Source organism: Mycobacterium seoulense, from assembly GCF_010731595.1.
In the GTDB taxonomy this organism is placed as follows: domain Bacteria; phylum Actinomycetota; class Actinomycetes; order Mycobacteriales; family Mycobacteriaceae; genus Mycobacterium; species Mycobacterium seoulense.
On sequence record NZ_AP022582.1, the window covers coordinates 2,928,478 to 2,945,213 of the forward strand.

Consider the following 16,736-nt stretch of genomic DNA (forward strand, 5'->3'; position numbering starts at 1 on the left):
TCGGCTCTTCCAGACTCACTACCCGCGGCGGTCCGACCTAACACTAGACACCGCACACAGGCCCGACAACCGCAAGCCGTCGCGCCCTTGGCAGGATGCTTGCGTGGGTGATGCGCTGCATATCACGGTCTACGTCCTGGCCGGCGTCGCCGCGATCGAGGCCGTCGCGCTCGGCGTGCTCTCGTGGTTGCTGGTGCGCAGTCGCCGGGAGATCGAGGAATTGCGGCACCGGACCGACACCCGCGGCTGGCTGCTGTCGGGTGGGCGCGAGGCCCTCAAGACCGTGTGGAACACCGCCAACGTAGTCCGCAGAGAAGGCTTCGGCGCGGCCGTACGTAGTTCTATCGAGGATCTCGCCGACTGGGCGGAGGTGGAACGGCCCGACCTGGCCAGGGTCACCCCCGACGGCCGGGTAGTCATCCTGTTCTCCGACATCGAGGAGTCCACCGCGCTGAACGAGCGCATCGGGGATCGCGCCTGGGTCAAGCTGATTGGTGCACACGACAAGCTGGTGTCCGACCTGGTACAGCGGCGGTCCGGTCACGTGGTGAAGAGCCAGGGCGACGGCTTCATGATCGCCTTCTCGCGCGCCGACCAGGCGGTGCGGTGCGGGATCGACCTGCAGCGTGCGTTGCGCAAGGACGCGAAACGCAAGCGGCACGAGGAGATTCGCGTGCGGATCGGCATCCACATGGGCCGGTCGGTACGCCGCGGCGATGATCTGTTCGGCCGCAACGTCGCGATGGCGGCGCGGGTGGCGGCCCAGGCCGCCGGCGGCGAGATCTTGGTGAGTCAACCTGTGCGGGATGCCCTTTCCGGCTGCGACGACATCCGCTTCGACAATGGCCGCGAGGTCGAACTGAAAGGCTTCTCGGGGACCTATTCGTTGTTCGCCGTGGAGGCCCCCGCCGATCCCGACCTGGACTGAAAGCCCTCCCCGTCGTACTCCGCCAGCCGTTGGTGCAGGCGCGACCGGACCTCGTCCGCCGTGTAGGCGCGTCGCTTGCGTTGATCGCGAGCCACCAGCGCGCCCCCGGCGACGACGCCGGCGACGCCGGCCAGCCCAACCCACTTCCACACTCTGCGCATGGACACAGCGTATTCGCGCTGTGATTAACTTGTGTGCTCTTGCAACAGGTGAAACTGGCTCAAACAGGCGCGGACGCATGGAGACTCTTCACGACAAGGTCGCCGTCATCACTGGGGCGGCCAGCGGCATCGGCCGCGCGATCGCGTGCGCCCTCACCGACCGCGGCACGCACATCGTCGCCGTCGACGTCGACGACGATGGTGTGCGCGCCCTGACCGACGAGCTGAGTAACCGAGGCGGCGCCGCGTTGCCGCAGCACGCCGACGTCTCGAAATCGGGCGCCTTCGAAGGGATTCGCGACGCGGCCCTGCAGCGATTCGGCCACATCGACATCGTCGTCAACAACGTCGGCGTCCTGACGAACGGCCTGCCCGAAGACATTCCGGTGAGCGAGTGGCAACGCATCCTCGACACCAACCTCATGTCGGTGGTGCGCAGCAACGCGGCCTTTTTACCGCTGCTGCTCGGCCAGGGCAGCGGGCACCTGGTCAACACCGCCTCCTTCGCCGGGCTATTCAGCTACTCCTACGACCGGCTGCCGTACGCGGCGACCAAGGCCGCCATCGTGCAGATCAGCGAGGGTCTCGCAATCTATCTGCGCCCCAAGAACATCGGTGTCACGCTCCTGTGCCCGGGACCGGTGTTGACAAACATCGCCGCCGCCGTGCCGAGATTCGGTGGCGGGACACCGCTGCGCATCCCCGGCGAGCAGTTCGAGTTGCTCGACCCCGCGGCCGTCGGCGAGTTGGTCGCCGACGCGATCCTGCGCAACCGGTTCTTCTTGCCCACCCATCCGCATGTCGTCGACGAGCTGCGCCGTCGCGTCCAAGACTGGGACGCCTACATCGACTACCAGATCTCCCGCGAACCCGAATGAAAGGCAACCCGAATGGCTGACCCTCGCACCGAAGGCCTGGACGTGCTCAAGGAGATGCTGCCCGGCCTGATCCCGGACGACGCCACCACGATGCGTGACGGCGGCATCGCCGACGAACTCGGCGACTTGGGTCTCGTGCACGTGTTCGGCGCCCTGTGGAACCGGCCCGGGCTGGATCGGCGCTCGCGCAGCCTGGTGACGCTCGGCGCGCTCATCGCCCTGCGGGCCACCGGCGAGTTGAAGTCTCACTTCCCCATCGCGCTGCGCAACGGGCTGAGCATCGAGGAGATCGAAGAGGTGATCTACCACATGACGGCCTACGCCGGCTATCCCGCCGCCGTCAACGCGCGCAACGTCGCGCGAGAAGTGCTTGCCGGCTCATGATGCTGACCCTCGATCAGGCGCTGAACGAGACGCGCACCGGCGATCTCTGGCTGTTTCGCGGACGCTCGCGGCCCGACCGCGCGATTCAGGCGTTGACCAACGCGCCGGTGAATCACGTCGGCATGACGGTGGCCATCGACGACCTGCCGCCGCTGATCTGGCACGCCGAGTTGGGCGACAAGCTCGTCGACATGTGGACCGGCACCAACCACCGGGGGGTGCAACTCAACGATCTGCACCAGGCGGTCCTGCAGTGGACGCAGCGGTATCAGCAGCGGTGCTGGCTGCGCCAGCTGACGCCCAACCCCACCCGCGAACAGGAGAACAAACTGCTGCGGGTGATCGCGCGGATGGACGGCACCGCGTTTCCCACCACCGCACGGCTGACCGGTCGCTGGTTCCGCGGCCGGCTTCCGACCATCAACGACTGGGTACGGGGAATCCCGGTGGTGGACAGCAAGGTTCGCGAGCAAACCCGGCGCCGACGAGAAGAACGCCGAATGAGCCTTTCCACGGCGTATTGCGCGGAGACCGTGGCGATCACCTATGAGGAAATGGGATTGCTCAACACGGACAAGGACGCGAACTGGTTCGACCCGGGCAAATTTTGGAGCGGTGACACGCTCCCCCTGGCGCCGGGCTACCAACTGGGCAGCGAAATCACCGTGACGGTAGGCGAAGTCGGCTAGCCGACCGACATCTCGCCCAGTTCCGACCACCCGGTCGCGTCGATCCTGGGGTTGATGATCTTCGGGGTGGAGGTGAGGGCCTGCGGCAGCTCGTGCATCGCCCGCTTGAAGTGATCGCTGTTGACGTGGTCGGCGCCCGCCTCATCGTCACGGAACGCCTCCACCAACACGTACTCCGCGGGGTTGTCCAGGCTGAGCGACCACTCGAACCACAGGTTGCCGTCTGCCTAAGCTCGCTGACGGCGTTGTGCCCGCTCGATCGCGGCGAGCACGCCATATCGGCCAACGGACGCCGCCAGCCGGCGTCGGCGCCAGCAAAGTGCGCCCCGGGCGTCTTGACCGACACCCGGGGCGCACTCTCACTCTGATTCCGTAACAATCGCGATCCAAACTTCCGCGGCTCGGAAGTGGTCTGGCTCACAACCCGTCCGCGGCCGGGGCTATTTCACTGCACAGTGGGCCCTGTTATGTTCGCGTGTCATATACGCGCCTAATAGTTGGCCCATAAAGTGACACCTTCGCGAATTCAGTTCGTTAGGGATTCGCAATTACCGGATCGCCCGGCGGCGGCAATTCGGGCGCCGGCGGAGCCGGCGGTGCGGGCGGCGCCGGGGCCAAGGCGTCGACCAACACGGGCGGCGCGTCCGGCGGTGGCGGCGGCGCGTCCGGCGGCGGGGCAGGCGCGTCCGGGGGAGGGGGAAGTGCGCCCTCGCCATCCGGCGGCATCGGAAGGAACATGTGATGCGTGAAGCCGGCCTGGTAGGCGCCTGCACCGCCGATGCGCACGCCACCGCGCTCACCGCTGGCTACCGGCGTCCCGTCCGGCAGGGTGGCGGCCGTGTGGCCGCCGTTCCATCCGATCACGAGGGCGTTGGGGGCGGTTCCGTATTGGAAGCCGCGCGCCAACAGCGCCGCTTCTTCATTCCCGGTGTTGAACCGGTTTCCGAAGATTGGCCTGTCGGACGCCGCGTTGGCAACCCAGGAAACGAGTCCTGAGCAATCCGTCCCGGCGGGAGAATCTCCACCCGGAATATAAGGCGTTCCGGAGACCTGATTGATCAATGACATCAATGTTGCAAGTACTACCATGGCCGGCGACGCTAGCAATACACGTTATTGTTCGCCAAAAATTGTGGCCTACACCATTCATTATGCAGACAGTGGCCTTCGCCGCACTTCCAGCAAAACCTGCAGCGGCGGGATATCAAGCTGCCAGCAAACACGCGGGCCCGCACCCGGCGTGAGTGGCTGCTTCAGCACGCCGCCCTGCGCAACGGTCAGATTCCGAACTTGGCGCGGGCCTCGTCCGTGACTGGCGTGAACAGGTTGACGAGATTTCCGTCCGGATCTCGTAGCAGCAGTGCCCGATTCCCCCATGGCATGGTGGTCGGCGCTGTCACAACCTCTCCGACGCTCTCGCGGAGTCGCTCGTATTGCGCGTCCACGTCGTCGACGATGAACTCCACGATCACGCTGCGGTTGGCGGCCGGCTCGGCGGATCCGGCCGCGAACAACGGCACGGTCTTGTCGCTGCCGATGGCCAGCGTGCCGACCGGCGTCGGGATCTCGGCGAAAAGCTCGTTGCCCCATACCGCCCGAACCCCGGTGACCGCCTCGTAGAACTCGACGAGCCTGTTGACGTCGGCGGTGATGATGCGGGTGGAAACGAACTTCATGGGGCCCCCTGACTACCGTGTCGATGCGTTCGTGCGGCAGTCGCATGCTACGGACCACCCCCGACAAGGCGGCTTGGAGCGGAACTAGGGCAGGTCGCGTTCGGCTAGGCCGGAGTCCATATCCCGTTGTTCCAGAACCCCCAGTTGCCGGCGCCGGTCGGGTTCCACATCAGCTGAGCCCCAGGTGCCCACGGTGGTGGAGGGGGCGCCGGTGGCGCCCAAACCGGCGGGGGACCCCAGGGCCCCGCACCCGCGGGGAAACTCTGACCCGCAGGACCTTGCCAGTCGTGGCACTGGTTCCAGTCCCAGTCGTAGACCCTGCCCCAGCCCGGGTCCCACGAACCGCCGGGGCACCAGTGGGAGGTCGGCGCGGGAGCCGGGGCCGCGTGCGCGAGGCCCCCGGCCGGCCCGAAGCCGGGCAACGCCAACGCGCAACCCACCAGAATGCCCGTAACCCGCCGGACCCACGGTCTGGCCCGCTCGACAGTCGCCATCGCTCAAGCATGGTCGAGCAGCGACTCGGACGCTAGGCGTTGAACCCGAATTCGACCACTTCCGCCGACGGCCTCCCGCCACGATCACCCCACCTTCGCGGCGCTCGGTGGCGGACATCTCACGCCGGATCTCGGCCCGATTGCGCGCTTCTTCGGCCGACGCGAGGCGGTCACGGGCCGCCGAGCGCTCCTCGCGGTCCGCTTCCCGTTGCAGTCGGTCACGCTCGCGCTCGATGGCCGTGCCCTCGCGTTCGTCGGCCCGCTGCTCTCGTTCGTCGGCGATCTGCTCGCGCTCACCGGCGATCCGTTCCCGCTCGTCGGCCAACCGATCCCGCTCGTCAGCGCCACTCGCGCGCCAAGATCTCGGCCTCACGAAACACGAGACGCTGCTCGCGCTCATCGACTTCGGCTGCCCCCGAATCGGACTCACCAGGCGTGGTCGGCATGGCTCCTCTCCTGCCAATAACCTTGCTGTGGTCAACCGTCGCTCCGGCGGAAACAAATTTCAAGTGGTGCGCGTCGTGCGAGAAAACCCACTGTGACCCCGCCCGCCAACCGACCCCGGCTACGAGTTCAACGAATCGTCGTCAGCCGCCGGGTAATAGTCGGCCTCGGAAACAACAGGCGCTGCCACCCGCTTCTCAATCCGGCCCGCCCGCGTCCGAGAAGAGAATCGCGCACCCCGGGCCGGCCGCACAGGAGCGAATCGGGCCATACCGAGCTCGGGCGTATCGTCGTAAATCGCTTCCATGCCACCGCTCATCAGATAAGCCTCGTGCCAGAAGCCGGTGCCACCGGAGTCCTTCAAGAACTGCTGCCACCACTTCCGATGGGGTTCTGAACGAGTCCACGTCTCCAAGCTCTCGAGGTCCCGCCAGTACTGCCGCATTCCGAGATGGGGAGGAAACAACGACCAGATGAGATCCTCGTGCAACAAGAGCCCGTCAGGCTCCTGCCTCCACGATTGTCGGATCTGGGGACCGAGGCCCAACATCCTCAGCAGTCCGCGGGGACGCCGCACCCGCATTCCGAGATACACCACCACCATGTCGGGATACCCGGTGAGATCTACCGTCTGCCGATCGACTGCCATCCCGACCTCCACGTAGGGCCCCCGAGACGCGATACCCGACTGTCGCATCGTCGCTGGGGAATGGCAACAACCCCTCGCCGTCAATCCTCGTCAGCCCGCCGTCCCGCCAGGTACGCCGCGAGATTGCTCAACGACGATCGAAGACCGTCGACGTGATCGTCCGCCGAGATGCCCGGTGGGACGTCATCGGCCCGGATCTCGACACGGGTGGTGTCGGCGCTCACCGCTGCAACCGTCCACGTCATGGTCATCGTTCCGGCGAACGAGGGGTCATCGGATTGAAAGTCGACGGCCTGCACGACCCGATCATCGGGCACGATCTCGACGAACCGAACATCCACGACATCCGAGTCGCCGCTTGACTTCCCACCCGATTCGGGCGGCTCGGCATAGGTCAACCGCATCCGGTAGGACCCTCCGGGGCGGGCGTCGAAATATTCGAACTTCCCGGACATGCCTTGCGGCGGAAGCCATTCGACGAGCGCATGCGGATCCACCAGCGCGGTGTACACCCGACTCAGCGGAGCGGCAATCACCGACGAGGCGGTGTCAGTTCGTCCCATAACGCCAATGTCCCTCAAGCCCCGTTGTGCAGATGGTGCACTAGAGAGTCGCGACGTCAGCCCGGCAAATCGCACACCAGAAGATGGAAGGCGCGTCGGCCATCACCGACGCGCCTGTCTTCAATCCGATCAAATCCCGCCTCGCGGATAACCGGCACGAGTTCGTCGATGGGACGCAACCGAAATCCATGACGGGTGAAGGGCATCTTGGACATCTGATCCGGATCGCCAACCCCGAGCACCAGTCGCCCGCGTGGCCGCAACACCCTGACTAGCTCTTTCAGAGCTGCTGCGAGGTCCGGTACGAAATAGATCGTGTTGGTCGAAATGATCGCGTCTAGTGCGGAATCTTCGAGGGGCAGACTTTCCATCCGACCGGAATGCAGACGTAAGCGCCCACGAGCAATGTGGTCAGGGAACCGGCGCTTCGCTTCAGTGAGCATCGTCTCCGACATCTCGACGCCGTGCACAACCGCACCGTCGCGAGCTAGCAGAAGGTCGAGTCCGACGCCCCCTCCAAATCCGATGTCGGCGACTTCGGCCGTTGGTCCGCAACCCGTGGCGCCGACCGCAGCGACGACAAGTGACCGATTGCCACGGTTGAGCAGGCGTCCGACGACCTTGCCTACGAACCCGGTTGGTTCACCGAGCTGGCGAGCCAGGGCGGCAAGCGCACGTTCAACAGGCGGCATGGCGATCATTAGACCAGCTGCCGAACCCCATGTCGCCGAATCTCGGCTGCGCGCGACGCCTGCTTGCTCACGTCGAACCGGAACTCGACTACACGTTGAACCTGAACTCCACCACGTCGCCGTCGGCCATGACGTAGTCCTTGCCCTCCATCCGGACCTTGCCGGCCGCCTTGGCCGCCGCCATGGAGCCCGCGGCGATCAGGTCGTCGAAGGACACGATCTCGGCCTTGATGAAGCCCTTCTCGAAATCGGTGTGGATCACCCCGGCCGCCTTCGGCGCTGTATCGCCTTGGTGAATCACCCACGCCCGCACCTCTTTTGGGCCCGCGGTCAAAAACGTCTGCAGCTTGAGGGTGTGAAAGCCCGCCCGGGCCAGCGCGTCGAGCCCGCGTTCGCTCTGCCCGATCGACGCCAGCAGTTCGGCCGCCGACTCGTCGTCGAGCTCGTTCAGTTCGGATTCGATGGCCGCGTCCAGGAACACCGCGTCGGCGGGCGCCACCAGCCGGCGCAGCTCGGCGATCCGCGCCTCATCGGTCAGCACCGCCTCGTCGGCGTTGAAGACATACAGAAACGGCTTGGTGGTCAACAAGTTCAGCTCCCGCAGCAGGGCCGCATCCACGCCTGCCCCGAACAGCGTCTTGCCGCCGTCCAGCGTCTCCTGGGCGGCAACCGCCGCGTCGTACACCGGCCTTCGCTCCTTGCTGGTGCGGGCTTCCTTCTCCAGCCGCGGCAGCGCACGCTCCAGGGTCTGCAGGTCGGCCAGGATCAGCTCGGTCTCGACGACCTCGATGTCGGATCGGGGATCCACCTGCCCGGCCACGTGGGTCACGTCGTCGTCGGAGAACACCCGGACCACCTGGCAGATGGCGTCGCACTCGCGGATGTGGGCCAGGAACTTGTTGCCCAGCCCCGCCCCCTCGGACGCGCCCTTGACCAGGCCGGCGATGTCGACGAACGTCACCGGCGCCGGCACGATGCGCTCGGATCCGAAAAGCTCGGCCAGCTTGTCCAGTCGCGGATCGGGCAGCGCAACGACGCCCTCGTTCGGCTCGATCGTCGCGAACGGATAGTTGGCCGCCACCACGTCGTTGCGGGTCAGCGCGTTGAACAGAGTCGACTTACCGACGTTGGGCAGACCCACGATTCCCAGGCTCAGGCTCACAGGGAGCCAAGTCTAGGGGTCGGCCGGCCGCACCGGCCGCCCTGGACCTTTCGTGTGCCCTCTCCGGCGCGCGAGCGTGGCACGCCCGCGATCGCTACGAGGTATTTACGGGGCTTTGGGTCCATTGCCGGTACGGTCTACATGTGTCAGGACAGCGGGCAACATCGACGGTGGAGGCCTCCCACCGCTCGATCCACCCAGGAATCCCAGGCGTGCCGTGGTACGCCGCGCTGCTTCTCGCCGTCACCGCCACCGCCATCGGGTACGGAATCGACGCAGGCCACAAGGAGCTGACCCACGTCTTCGCCGGCTTCTATATAGCCGGCTGTGTGGCGGCAGTGCTGGCGGTGCGCCAGGACGGGCTGTTCACCGCGATCATCCAGCCCCCGCTGATACTTTTCTGCGCGGTGCCCGGCGCGTACTGGTTGTTCCACGACGCCAAAGTCAGCCATCTCAAAGACCTGCTGATCAACTGCGGCTACCCACTCATCGAGCGCTTCCCACTGATGCTGGGAACCGCCGGCATCGTGCTGCTGATCGGGTTGGCGAGGTGGTATTACGGCATGTCGCACCGGACGACCGCGGCGCCGGACACCTCCGAGAACACCGAAGCCACCGAGGCCAAGTCCGTCCTCGGGGGCATCGTCGCCAAACTGCAGGCGATCCTGCGCCCGGAATCAGGCGAGCACGACGGCGACGGGGCGGCCCCCGCCCGGGCGCGGCGCGGCCGCGAGACCAGTTCTTCGCCGCGCGCCCGCCGGACGGCGCGCAGCGACCGGTCTGCCACTCGCTCCGCGCGAGCCCATTCGCGGCGCACCCGGGAACCGCTGGACGACGCGGTCGAACCGGGCGAGCGCCGCGCGAACCGGAGAGGCTCGCCGACCGCCCGGGACTACGACGCGGCGGAACCGCCCCGCCGGCCGCGGCGACGGCCCAGGCCGGACACCGACCCGGAGCCGCGCGGCCAATCGCCCCGGGACGGCCGCCGGGAGCCGCGGACGCGGCGCAGCCCCTACGAGCGGCCCACGCCACGGAGCAGCCGTTTCGACGGGTATGACGCGTATGACCCACCCGGGGCATCGGAGCGCTTGGGCCGCTACGACAGCGACCCCTATGAGCCGACCTACGAGCCGAGGCGCCGCCGCCCCGCCCCCAGCGGCAACAACGGGACGCATCACCCCATCTCGCAGGTGCGCTACCGGGGAGCCGGCACACCCGACGAGCCCGAGCGGCGCCCGGACCGCCGGAACCGGTCACGGACGAATGGCCGGCCGCAGCGGCCCCCGACGGAATCCTGGGAATACGACGCCTGAGCGCCATCCGGGCACCTCGGACGCGGTCCGACCTCGTCTACAGCAGTGACCGGATCTCGCGCGGCAGCGCGAACACCAGGGTTTCCTGGGCCGTGGTGACCGGTTGCACCACGTCGAAGCCGTAATCGGCGAGCCGCTCCAGCACGCCGCGCACCAAGACCTCGGGGACGGACGCCCCTGAGGTCACGCCCACGGTGGTCACCCCTTCCAACCAGGCGGGGTCGATGTCGTCGGCCCAGTCGACCAGGTGGGCGGCCGCGGCGCCGCCGCCCAGCGCGACCTCGACCAGCCGCACCGAGTTCGATGAGTTCCGGGAGCCGACGACGATCACCAGCTGGCATTCCGGTGCCATCGCCTTGACGGCGACCTGGCGGTTCTGGGTCGCATAGCAGATGTCGTCGCTGGGCGGGTCCTGTAGCTTCGGGAACCGTTGCCGCAGCCGGCCGACGATCTCCATGGTCTCGTCGACCGACAGCGTGGTCTGCGACAGCCAGACCACCTTGTTCTCGTCCCGAACGGTCACGTTGTCCACGGCGGCGACCCCGTCCACCAGCTGCACGTGGTCGGGCGCTTCACCGGACGTCCCGATGACCTCCTCATGGCCCTCGTGGCCGATCAGTAGGATGTCGAAGTCGTTGCGCGCGAATCGCCTGGCTTCGTTGTGCACCTTGGTCACCAGCGGGCAGGTGGCGTCGATGGTCTGCAGGTTGCGTTCGGCGGCCGCGGCATAGACCGTCGGCGCCACCCCGTGCGCGGAGAACACCACGATGGACCCCTCGGGCACCTCGTCGGTCTCTTCGACGAACACGGCGCCGGCCTTTTCCAGCGTGTTCACCACGTGCCGGTTGTGCACGATCTCGTGGCGCACGTACACCGGCGGCCCGTGCTTTTCCAGCGCGCGTTCGACCGTTTCCACGGCCCGGTCCACGCCCGCGCAGTAACCACGCGGCTCGGCCAGAAGCACTCGCTTGCGGGCTGGATCGGTGGCTACCGAGCTGGACGCACCGGGAATTCCCATGTCGACAGTCGGCGGCATGACACCCAGGGTACGTTCTGCCGACACGGGCTTGCCAGCTCGCGGCCGCGGGCTTGGCGTTAGCCGCCGCTTAAGGCAATCTTGGACCCATGGCTTCTGCACCGTATGGAGTTCGGCTGTTGGTCGGCGCGGCGACAGTCGCCGTCGAGGAGACCATGAAACTGCCGAAAACCATCCTGATGTACCCCATGACATTGGTCAGTCAGGCGGCGCACATTGTGATGCGATTTCAGCAGAACCTCGCCGAGCTGGCGATCAAGGGCGACAGCACGCTAGAGACCATCTTTCCGCCGAAGGACGAGCAGCCGGAATGGGCGACCTTCGACGAGGATCTGCCCGACGCCGTCGAAGCCCCCGGCACCGCCCCGAACGGCGCCGGCGATGCCGATCGCCGAACCGAGGGACGGTTCGCGTTGTACTCGCTCGCCGACGCCGCCTCCGATGCCGCCCCCCTGAAACAGGGCAGGAAATCCACGGACGCCCCGGCGATTCCGCAGCCGTCGGTGGTGGCCGAGCTGGACTACCCGACGCTGACGCTGGCGCAGCTGCGGGCCCGCCTGCAGTCGCTGCGCGTCGACGAGCTGGAAGCCCTGCTGGCCTACGAGCAGGCCACCAAGGCCCGCGCGCCGTTCCAGACGCTGCTGGCCAACAGGATCACCCGCGCGAACGCGAAGTGACCCCGGCCGCACATTCGGAACCCAACTCCGCCGAGAACCCGTTTCCGGTGCGCGCGGTAGCCATTCGGGTCGCGGGCTGGATCGACAGGCTCGGCACGGTGTGGGTCGAGGGGCAGCTGGCCCAGATCAGCGCGCGGCCCGACTCCAAGACGGTGTTCATGGTGCTGCGCGACCCGGCCGCCGACATGTCGCTGAGCGTCACCTGTTCGCGTGACCTGGTGGCCAACGCGCCGGTGAAGCTGGCCGAGGGCACGCAGGTGGTGGTCTGCGGCAAGCCGTCGTTCTACACCGGCCGGGGCACATTCTCGTTGCGGCTCAGCGAGATACGGGCCGTCGGTGTGGGTGAGCTGCTGGCCCGAATCGATCGGCTGCGCCGGCTGCTGGACGCCGAAGGGCTTTTCGACCCCCGCCTCAAACGACCAATCCCCTTCCTGCCCAACATGATCGGACTGATCACCGGCCGGGCCAGCGCCGCCGAACACGATGTGCGAACGGTGGCGGGCGCGCGCTGGCCGGCGGTGCGCTTCGCGGTGCGCAACACCGCGGTCCAGGGGCCCAACGCGGTGGCGCAGATCGTCGAAGCACTCTACGAACTCGACCGCCACGCCGAGGTCGACGTCATCGTGGTGGCCCGCGGCGGCGGCAGCGTCGAGGACCTGCTGCCGTTCTCCGACGAGACGCTGTGCCGCGCCATCGCGGCGTGCCGCACCCCCGTGATCAGCGCGGTCGGTCACGAACCCGACAACCCGCTGTGCGATTTGGTCGCCGACCTGCGCGCCGCCACCCCGACCGACGCGGCGAAGAAGGTGGTGCCCGATACCGCCGCCGAGCAGCGCCTGATCCAGGACTTGCGCCGGCGAAGCGCGCAGGCCCTGCGCAATTGGGTCTCTCGCGAACAACGCGCGCTGGCCCAGGTCCGCAGCCGACCGGTGCTCGCCGAACCGCTGAGCGCGCTGACGGCGCGCGCCGACGAGGTTCACCGCGCCCGGTCGGCCATCCGCCGCGACATCACCCGCCTGGCCGCCACCGAGGCGGAGCGCGTCGGTCACCTGAGCGCGCGGCTGGCGACGCTGGGACCGGCGGCCACGCTGGCCCGCGGTTACGCCGTCGTGCAGGCGGTGCCGGACTCCGGGGCCCCGGTCGTGCTGCGGTCGGTGGCCGACGCCCCGGCGGGGAGGCGGCTGCGGGTGCGCGTTGCCGACGGCGCCGTCGCCGCGGTGAGCGAGGGGCCGACCGATGGCCGGTAAAGAGGAGCAGCCAATTACGCCCATTAGTAGCCTCGGGTACGAAGCGTGCCGGGACGAACTGATCGAAGTGGTCCGCCTGCTCGAGCAGGGCGGCTTGGATCTGGATGCATCGCTGAAATTATGGGAAAGAGGTGAGGAGCTGGCTAAACGATGCGAGGAGCACTTAGCTGGAGCCCGCAAGCGGATTGAGGATGCGCTGGCGGCCGGCCAGGCGGACGACGCCTGATTTAGCCATTATACGAAAGCTGCGGTCGTGACTTTTTTCCAAATTGGAACACGTTTCAGTTATGCTGCCGCCCATGGCTGATGCATCTCTGACGACCGAACTCGGCCGCGTCCTGGTCACCGGCGGCTCCGGGTTCGTCGGCGCCAACCTGGTCACCACGCTGCTGGACCGCGGGTATCGGGTGCGTTCGTTCGACCGTGCGCCGTCGCCGCTTGCGCAGCACCCGCAGCTGGAGGTGCTCGAGGGTGACATCACCGACACGGCGGTGTGCGCCCGGGCGGTCGACGGCGTCGACACCGTCTTCCACACCGCGGCGATCATCGACTTGATGGGCGGCGCGTCGGTGACCGACGCGTACCGGCAGCGCAGCTTCGCGGTCAACGTCGGCGGTACCGAGAACCTGGTGCACGCGGGTCAGGCGGCAGGGGTGAAGCGATTCGTCTACACGTCGTCCAACAGCGTCGTGATGGGCGGCCAGAACATCCCCGGCGGTGACGAGACCCTGCCCTACACCGACCGGTTCAACGACCTCTACACCGAGACCAAGGTGGTCGCCGAGCGGTTCGTCCTGGCGCAGAACGGTGTTGGCGGGATGCTGACATGCGCGATCCGGCCCAGCGGGATCTGGGGCCGCGGCGATCAGACGATGTTCCGCAAGCTGTTCGAAAGCGTGATCGCCGGCCACGTCAAGGTGTTGATCGGCCGCAAGTCGGCGCGGCTGGATAACTCCTACGTACACAACCTGATTCACGGCTTCATCCTGGCCGCAGAGCACCTCGTCCCCGGGGGCACCGCGCCGGGGCAGGCGTACTTCATCAACGACGACGAACCGATCAACATGTTCGAGTTCGCCCGCCCGGTGGTCGAGGCCTGCGGCGTGAGCTGGCCGCGGGTGCGGATCAACGGCCCGATGGTCCGCGCGGCGATGACGGGCTGGCAGCGGCTGCACTTCCGCTTCGGCATACCCGCGCCGCTGCTCGAGCCGCTCGCCGTCGAGCGGCTTTACCTGGACAACTACTTCTCGATCGCCAAGGCGCGCCGCGACCTCGGCTATGAGCCGCTGTTCACCACCGAGCAGGCGTTGAAGCAGTGCCTGCCCTACTACGTCGACATGTTCCAGCGCATGAAGGCCGAAGCGCTCCAAGCGCCCGTCAGCGGTTAGCCGTCGCTAGCGGAAGCCCACCATCTCACTGCCCCACGCGGCGCGGATGCGCGCGTCGACATCACGCGCGACGGTGTCGCGCCTGTCGATGATCAGGCAGGCGCGCTCGGCCGCCCGGTACGGCGCCCACTCCGGCTCGCCGGGCGGCCCCGCCGGGTCGGCGCGCGCCGCGAAGTTGATCCACCTCGTGCGCACCCTCCGGGAGACCGCCTTGGCGGTCGCGGCACCGCCGAGCTTCAGTGTGGGGTCCTTCGGACCGCCCAGATTGCCCCAGACATAAGGCAATTCGGTCGCGTGAGCGGCGTTGACCAACAGCAGCTTCAGCAGCGGGGTCGCGTAGTCGAACCGGTACAGGTACACCGGCGCGACCCGGGAGTGCCCCTCGGCCAGCCACACCGACGGCATCCGGAACCCGACGTCGGTCGCGATGCTCAAACTCCTTGCCCTGCGCCGCAATCGCGAGTAGGCCGACCCGATCTGCTCCTCGGTGGGCAGTTGCAGGTCGGGTTGTTCGGCGGCGATCTGGTCGAACATCGACGTGATCGCGCGAGGGGTGATCGGCATCAGCCTCGAGCGCATCAACCTGAAGAGCGCGGCCTCGTGCTTGTTGGTACCGATGATCAGCGGGACCGGAAGCGAGCGGCCCTCCTGCACCCGCTTGACCGGGTAGTCGTCCAGCAGCTCGCCGTCGATGATCGGGACGAACGCCAGAATCCCGGGGTTACGCACGGGCACTTCGTCGAAGACCTCTTGGGAGGCGGCCAGCAGCACCGCGGTGGGCACGGTCGGCAGCCGGTCCGCATCGACGTCGAGCCGTTCGAGGACGGTCTCGGCCACGCGCTGCGCCCTGCGCCGGTCGTACACCGACGTGGCCGGTGAGCTCTGGGCGATCGCGCGGGCGAACAAGCCCTCGGCTGCCGGGCAGGCCAGCAGGGTCGTCACGATCCCCGCCCCCGCGGATTCGCCGAACAGGGTGACGTTGCGGGGATCCCCGCCGAATGCGGCGATGTTGTCGCGCACCCAGGCCAGCGCCGCCAGCACGTCGCGCAGTCCGACGTTGGAATCGAACCGCCGCCGCGAGGTGGTGAATGACGACAGGTCCATGAAACCGAGCGCTCCGACCCGGTAGTTGACCGTGACCACGACGACGTCACCGCCGCTGACCAATCGGCGACCGTCGTACAACGCCTGGCTGCCCGAGCCCAGGACGTAGGCCCCGCCATGCAGCCAGACCATCACCGGCTTACGGTCGCCGGCCTGGGTGCCGGACGACGCCCAGACGTTCGTCCGGAGGCAGTCCTCGCCCTGCGGCGCGCCCAGGTCGAGCGGCATGTTGGGAAAGACCGGCTGCGGGCAGGCCGGCCCGTAGCGGGTGGCGTCGGCGACCCGGGTCCACCGCTCGGGCGGCTGCGGTGCCCGGAACCGCAGGGCACCGACGGGCGGGGCGGCGTAGCGGACGCCTTTCCATGCTCGAACGGTGCCGAGGTCGGCGCCCCGGACCGGGCCGTAGACGGTGTCGACTACGAGACTGTCACTGGGCATGCGGTTCCTAGGTGAGCCGCTGGGTGAGGAACTCGACCACCCGCTTGCGGGCCTCGTAAGCCGGCTGGCCGTCGACTTCGCGGACCTCGTCGGTCAGCACCGAATGCGCCATCTTGCCGAAACCGCCCACATTGCCCGGGCTCGAATCGATCTCGATCACCTCGAAGGCGTCACCGAGCCGCTCCTTGAGCGCGGCGAACCGTTCGCGGGGCACGGCGCTGTCCTCGCTGAACCGCAGCCCCATCGCGCACAGGCCGTCGTTGGCGCAGCGATCGGCCACAGTGGCAAGTTCGGCTTCGCTCAGCCCGGGATCGCGGCGCCGCGCCGGGCCCAGCGGCAGCGGCACCGACGGCTGCGAGAGCACCGGGGCCAGGACGGCGTCGTCGACCGCGGCGGCCAGCGCGAAGCCGCCGGTGAAGCATTGGCCGATCACGCCGACACCCTTGCCCGGCGTCGACGCGTTGAGGTCACGCGCCAGCGCCCGCAGGAACAACGACACCGGTCGCTGTTTGTTCGTCGCGAAGGCCGCGAATTCCCTTGCCACACAGGCCCGGCTGATGCTCGCGGCGATGTAGCCGACCGTCTTCGCCTTGCCCGGCTCGCCGAACAGCGACGGGATGGCGACGGTGAAGCCGTTGTCCACCAGGTGATTGCCCAGGGCCAGCACACCGGGATGGATTCCGGGGATCTCGGGAATCAGGACCACTCCGGGGCCGCTGCCCTTGCGGTAGACGTCGTGTGTGTAGCCGCCGCCGGTGAACGGCGCGACCGACCATCCGGACAGATCCGCTTCGGGTGCAGTCACGTCGGCCT

The 16,736-nt window shown here is 67.7% G+C and carries 19 protein-coding genes and 1 pseudogene; 9 read left to right on the forward strand and 11 right to left on the reverse strand.

Translation table 11 applies throughout. The features are described from left to right. Nucleotides 1-103: 103 nt before the first annotated feature. Nucleotides 104-928, forward strand: coding sequence for an adenylate/guanylate cyclase domain-containing protein (locus tag G6N37_RS13315; protein WP_163681013.1), 825 nt, complete (start codon nucleotides 104-106; stop codon nucleotides 926-928). Here G6N37_RS13315 and G6N37_RS13320 read toward each other — a convergent pair. Next, nucleotides 880-1,089 (reverse strand): hypothetical protein, encoded by a 210-nt coding sequence (locus G6N37_RS13320; protein ID WP_163681016.1) that lies wholly within the window; start codon nucleotides 1,087-1,089, stop codon nucleotides 880-882. The genes G6N37_RS13315 and G6N37_RS13320 overlap by 49 nt on opposite strands. Before the next feature lie 77 nt (nucleotides 1,090-1,166). On the opposite strand from G6N37_RS13320, the gene G6N37_RS13325 reads away from it, so the two are divergent. Genes G6N37_RS13325 through G6N37_RS13335 form a run of 3 tightly spaced genes read left to right on the forward strand, consistent with a single transcriptional unit; the run spans nucleotide 1,167 to nucleotide 3,040 of the window. Beyond that, nucleotides 1,167-1,967: an SDR family oxidoreductase gene (locus G6N37_RS13325; protein ID WP_163681019.1), complete on the forward strand. Its 801-nt coding sequence runs from the start codon at nucleotides 1,167-1,169 to the stop codon at nucleotides 1,965-1,967. Nucleotides 1,968-1,979: 12 nt separating this feature from the next. Then, on the forward strand, nucleotides 1,980-2,351 hold the full coding sequence (locus G6N37_RS13330) for a carboxymuconolactone decarboxylase family protein (protein ID WP_163681021.1): 372 nt from the start codon (nucleotides 1,980-1,982) through the stop codon (nucleotides 2,349-2,351). Further along, nucleotides 2,351-3,040, forward strand: coding sequence for a guanylate cyclase (locus G6N37_RS13335; RefSeq protein ID WP_163685012.1), 690 nt, complete (start codon nucleotides 2,351-2,353; stop codon nucleotides 3,038-3,040). Before G6N37_RS13330 ends, G6N37_RS13335 begins: the two co-directional genes overlap by 1 nt. Here the strand turns inward: G6N37_RS13335 and G6N37_RS13340 are convergent. The 7 genes and pseudogenes from G6N37_RS13340 to ychF all read right to left on the reverse strand — a co-directional run. Further along, nucleotides 3,037-3,264, reverse strand: a pseudogene (locus G6N37_RS13340) (putative quinol monooxygenase); the annotation flags it as partial. The gene G6N37_RS13335 and the pseudogene G6N37_RS13340 sit on opposite strands and share 4 nt — an antisense overlap. Nucleotides 3,265-3,574: 310 nt before the next feature. Next, nucleotides 3,575-4,129 (reverse strand): C40 family peptidase, encoded by a 555-nt coding sequence (locus G6N37_RS13345; RefSeq protein WP_163681024.1) that lies wholly within the window; start codon nucleotides 4,127-4,129, stop codon nucleotides 3,575-3,577. A 188-nt stretch (nucleotides 4,130-4,317) separates the two neighbouring features. After that, nucleotides 4,318-4,716 carry a VOC family protein gene (locus G6N37_RS13350; protein WP_163681026.1) on the reverse strand — a complete coding sequence of 133 codons (399 nt, stop codon included), beginning with the start codon at nucleotides 4,714-4,716 and terminating at the stop codon, nucleotides 4,318-4,320. Between the two features lie 1,059 nt (nucleotides 4,717-5,775). Further along, on the reverse strand, nucleotides 5,776-6,303 hold the full coding sequence (locus tag G6N37_RS13360; RefSeq protein ID WP_163681033.1) for a monooxygenase family protein: 528 nt from the start codon (nucleotides 6,301-6,303) through the stop codon (nucleotides 5,776-5,778). 80 nt (nucleotides 6,304-6,383) lie between these two features. Continuing rightward, complete coding sequence (locus G6N37_RS13365) at nucleotides 6,384-6,866, reverse strand: SRPBCC family protein (protein ID WP_163681036.1); 483 nt, start codon at nucleotides 6,864-6,866, stop codon at nucleotides 6,384-6,386. A 56-nt stretch (nucleotides 6,867-6,922) separates the two neighbouring features. Next, nucleotides 6,923-7,567, reverse strand: coding sequence for a class I SAM-dependent methyltransferase (locus tag G6N37_RS13370; RefSeq protein ID WP_163681038.1), 645 nt, complete (start codon nucleotides 7,565-7,567; stop codon nucleotides 6,923-6,925). Nucleotides 7,568-7,646: 79 nt separating this feature from the next. Beyond that, nucleotides 7,647-8,720 carry a redox-regulated ATPase YchF gene (gene ychF, locus G6N37_RS13375; protein WP_163681040.1) on the reverse strand — a complete coding sequence of 358 codons (1,074 nt, stop codon included), beginning with the start codon at nucleotides 8,718-8,720 and terminating at the stop codon, nucleotides 7,647-7,649. Nucleotides 8,721-8,932: 212 nt separating this feature from the next. Between ychF and G6N37_RS13380 the strand changes: the two genes are divergently transcribed. Continuing rightward, nucleotides 8,933-10,033, forward strand: coding sequence for a DUF6542 domain-containing protein (locus tag G6N37_RS13380; protein WP_372514674.1), 1,101 nt, complete (start codon nucleotides 8,933-8,935; stop codon nucleotides 10,031-10,033). Between the two features lie 37 nt (nucleotides 10,034-10,070). Here the strand turns inward: G6N37_RS13380 and G6N37_RS13385 are convergent, their stop codons facing one another. Then, nucleotides 10,071-11,069 (reverse strand): 4-hydroxy-3-methylbut-2-enyl diphosphate reductase, encoded by a 999-nt coding sequence (locus tag G6N37_RS13385; protein ID WP_083172180.1) that lies wholly within the window; start codon nucleotides 11,067-11,069, stop codon nucleotides 10,071-10,073. A gap of 89 nt (nucleotides 11,070-11,158) precedes the next feature. On the opposite strand from G6N37_RS13385, the gene G6N37_RS13390 reads away from it, so the two are divergent. The 4 genes from G6N37_RS13390 (at nucleotide 11,159) to G6N37_RS13405 (ending at nucleotide 14,381) form a co-directional block, all read left to right on the forward strand. Beyond that, entirely contained in the window at nucleotides 11,159-11,746 is a 588-nt protein-coding gene (locus G6N37_RS13390) for a lipid droplet-associated protein (RefSeq protein WP_163681043.1), read from the forward strand. Beyond that, complete coding sequence (gene xseA / locus G6N37_RS13395; protein WP_163681046.1) at nucleotides 11,743-12,993, forward strand: exodeoxyribonuclease VII large subunit; 1,251 nt, start codon at nucleotides 11,743-11,745, stop codon at nucleotides 12,991-12,993. The genes G6N37_RS13390 and xseA overlap by 4 nt, the downstream gene beginning before the upstream one ends. Further along, nucleotides 12,983-13,219 (forward strand): exodeoxyribonuclease VII small subunit, encoded by a 237-nt coding sequence (locus tag G6N37_RS13400; RefSeq protein WP_163681050.1) that lies wholly within the window; start codon nucleotides 12,983-12,985, stop codon nucleotides 13,217-13,219. Before xseA ends, G6N37_RS13400 begins: the two co-directional genes overlap by 11 nt. Nucleotides 13,220-13,280: 61 nt before the next feature. Beyond that, a complete protein-coding gene (locus G6N37_RS13405; RefSeq protein WP_163681053.1) occupies nucleotides 13,281-14,381 on the forward strand; it encodes a 3-beta-hydroxysteroid dehydrogenase in 1,101 nt (366 codons plus the stop codon). Nucleotides 14,382-14,387: 6 nt separating this feature from the next. Here the strand turns inward: G6N37_RS13405 and G6N37_RS13410 are convergent, their stop codons facing one another. Together G6N37_RS13410 and G6N37_RS13415 are read right to left on the reverse strand one after the other, a co-directional pair. Continuing rightward, complete coding sequence (locus tag G6N37_RS13410; protein ID WP_163681055.1) at nucleotides 14,388-15,923, reverse strand: carboxylesterase/lipase family protein; 1,536 nt, start codon at nucleotides 15,921-15,923, stop codon at nucleotides 14,388-14,390. A gap of 7 nt (nucleotides 15,924-15,930) precedes the next feature. Continuing rightward, nucleotides 15,931-16,728 (reverse strand): dienelactone hydrolase family protein, encoded by a 798-nt coding sequence (locus G6N37_RS13415; protein ID WP_163681058.1) that lies wholly within the window; start codon nucleotides 16,726-16,728, stop codon nucleotides 15,931-15,933. Nucleotides 16,729-16,736 lie beyond the last annotated feature (8 nt).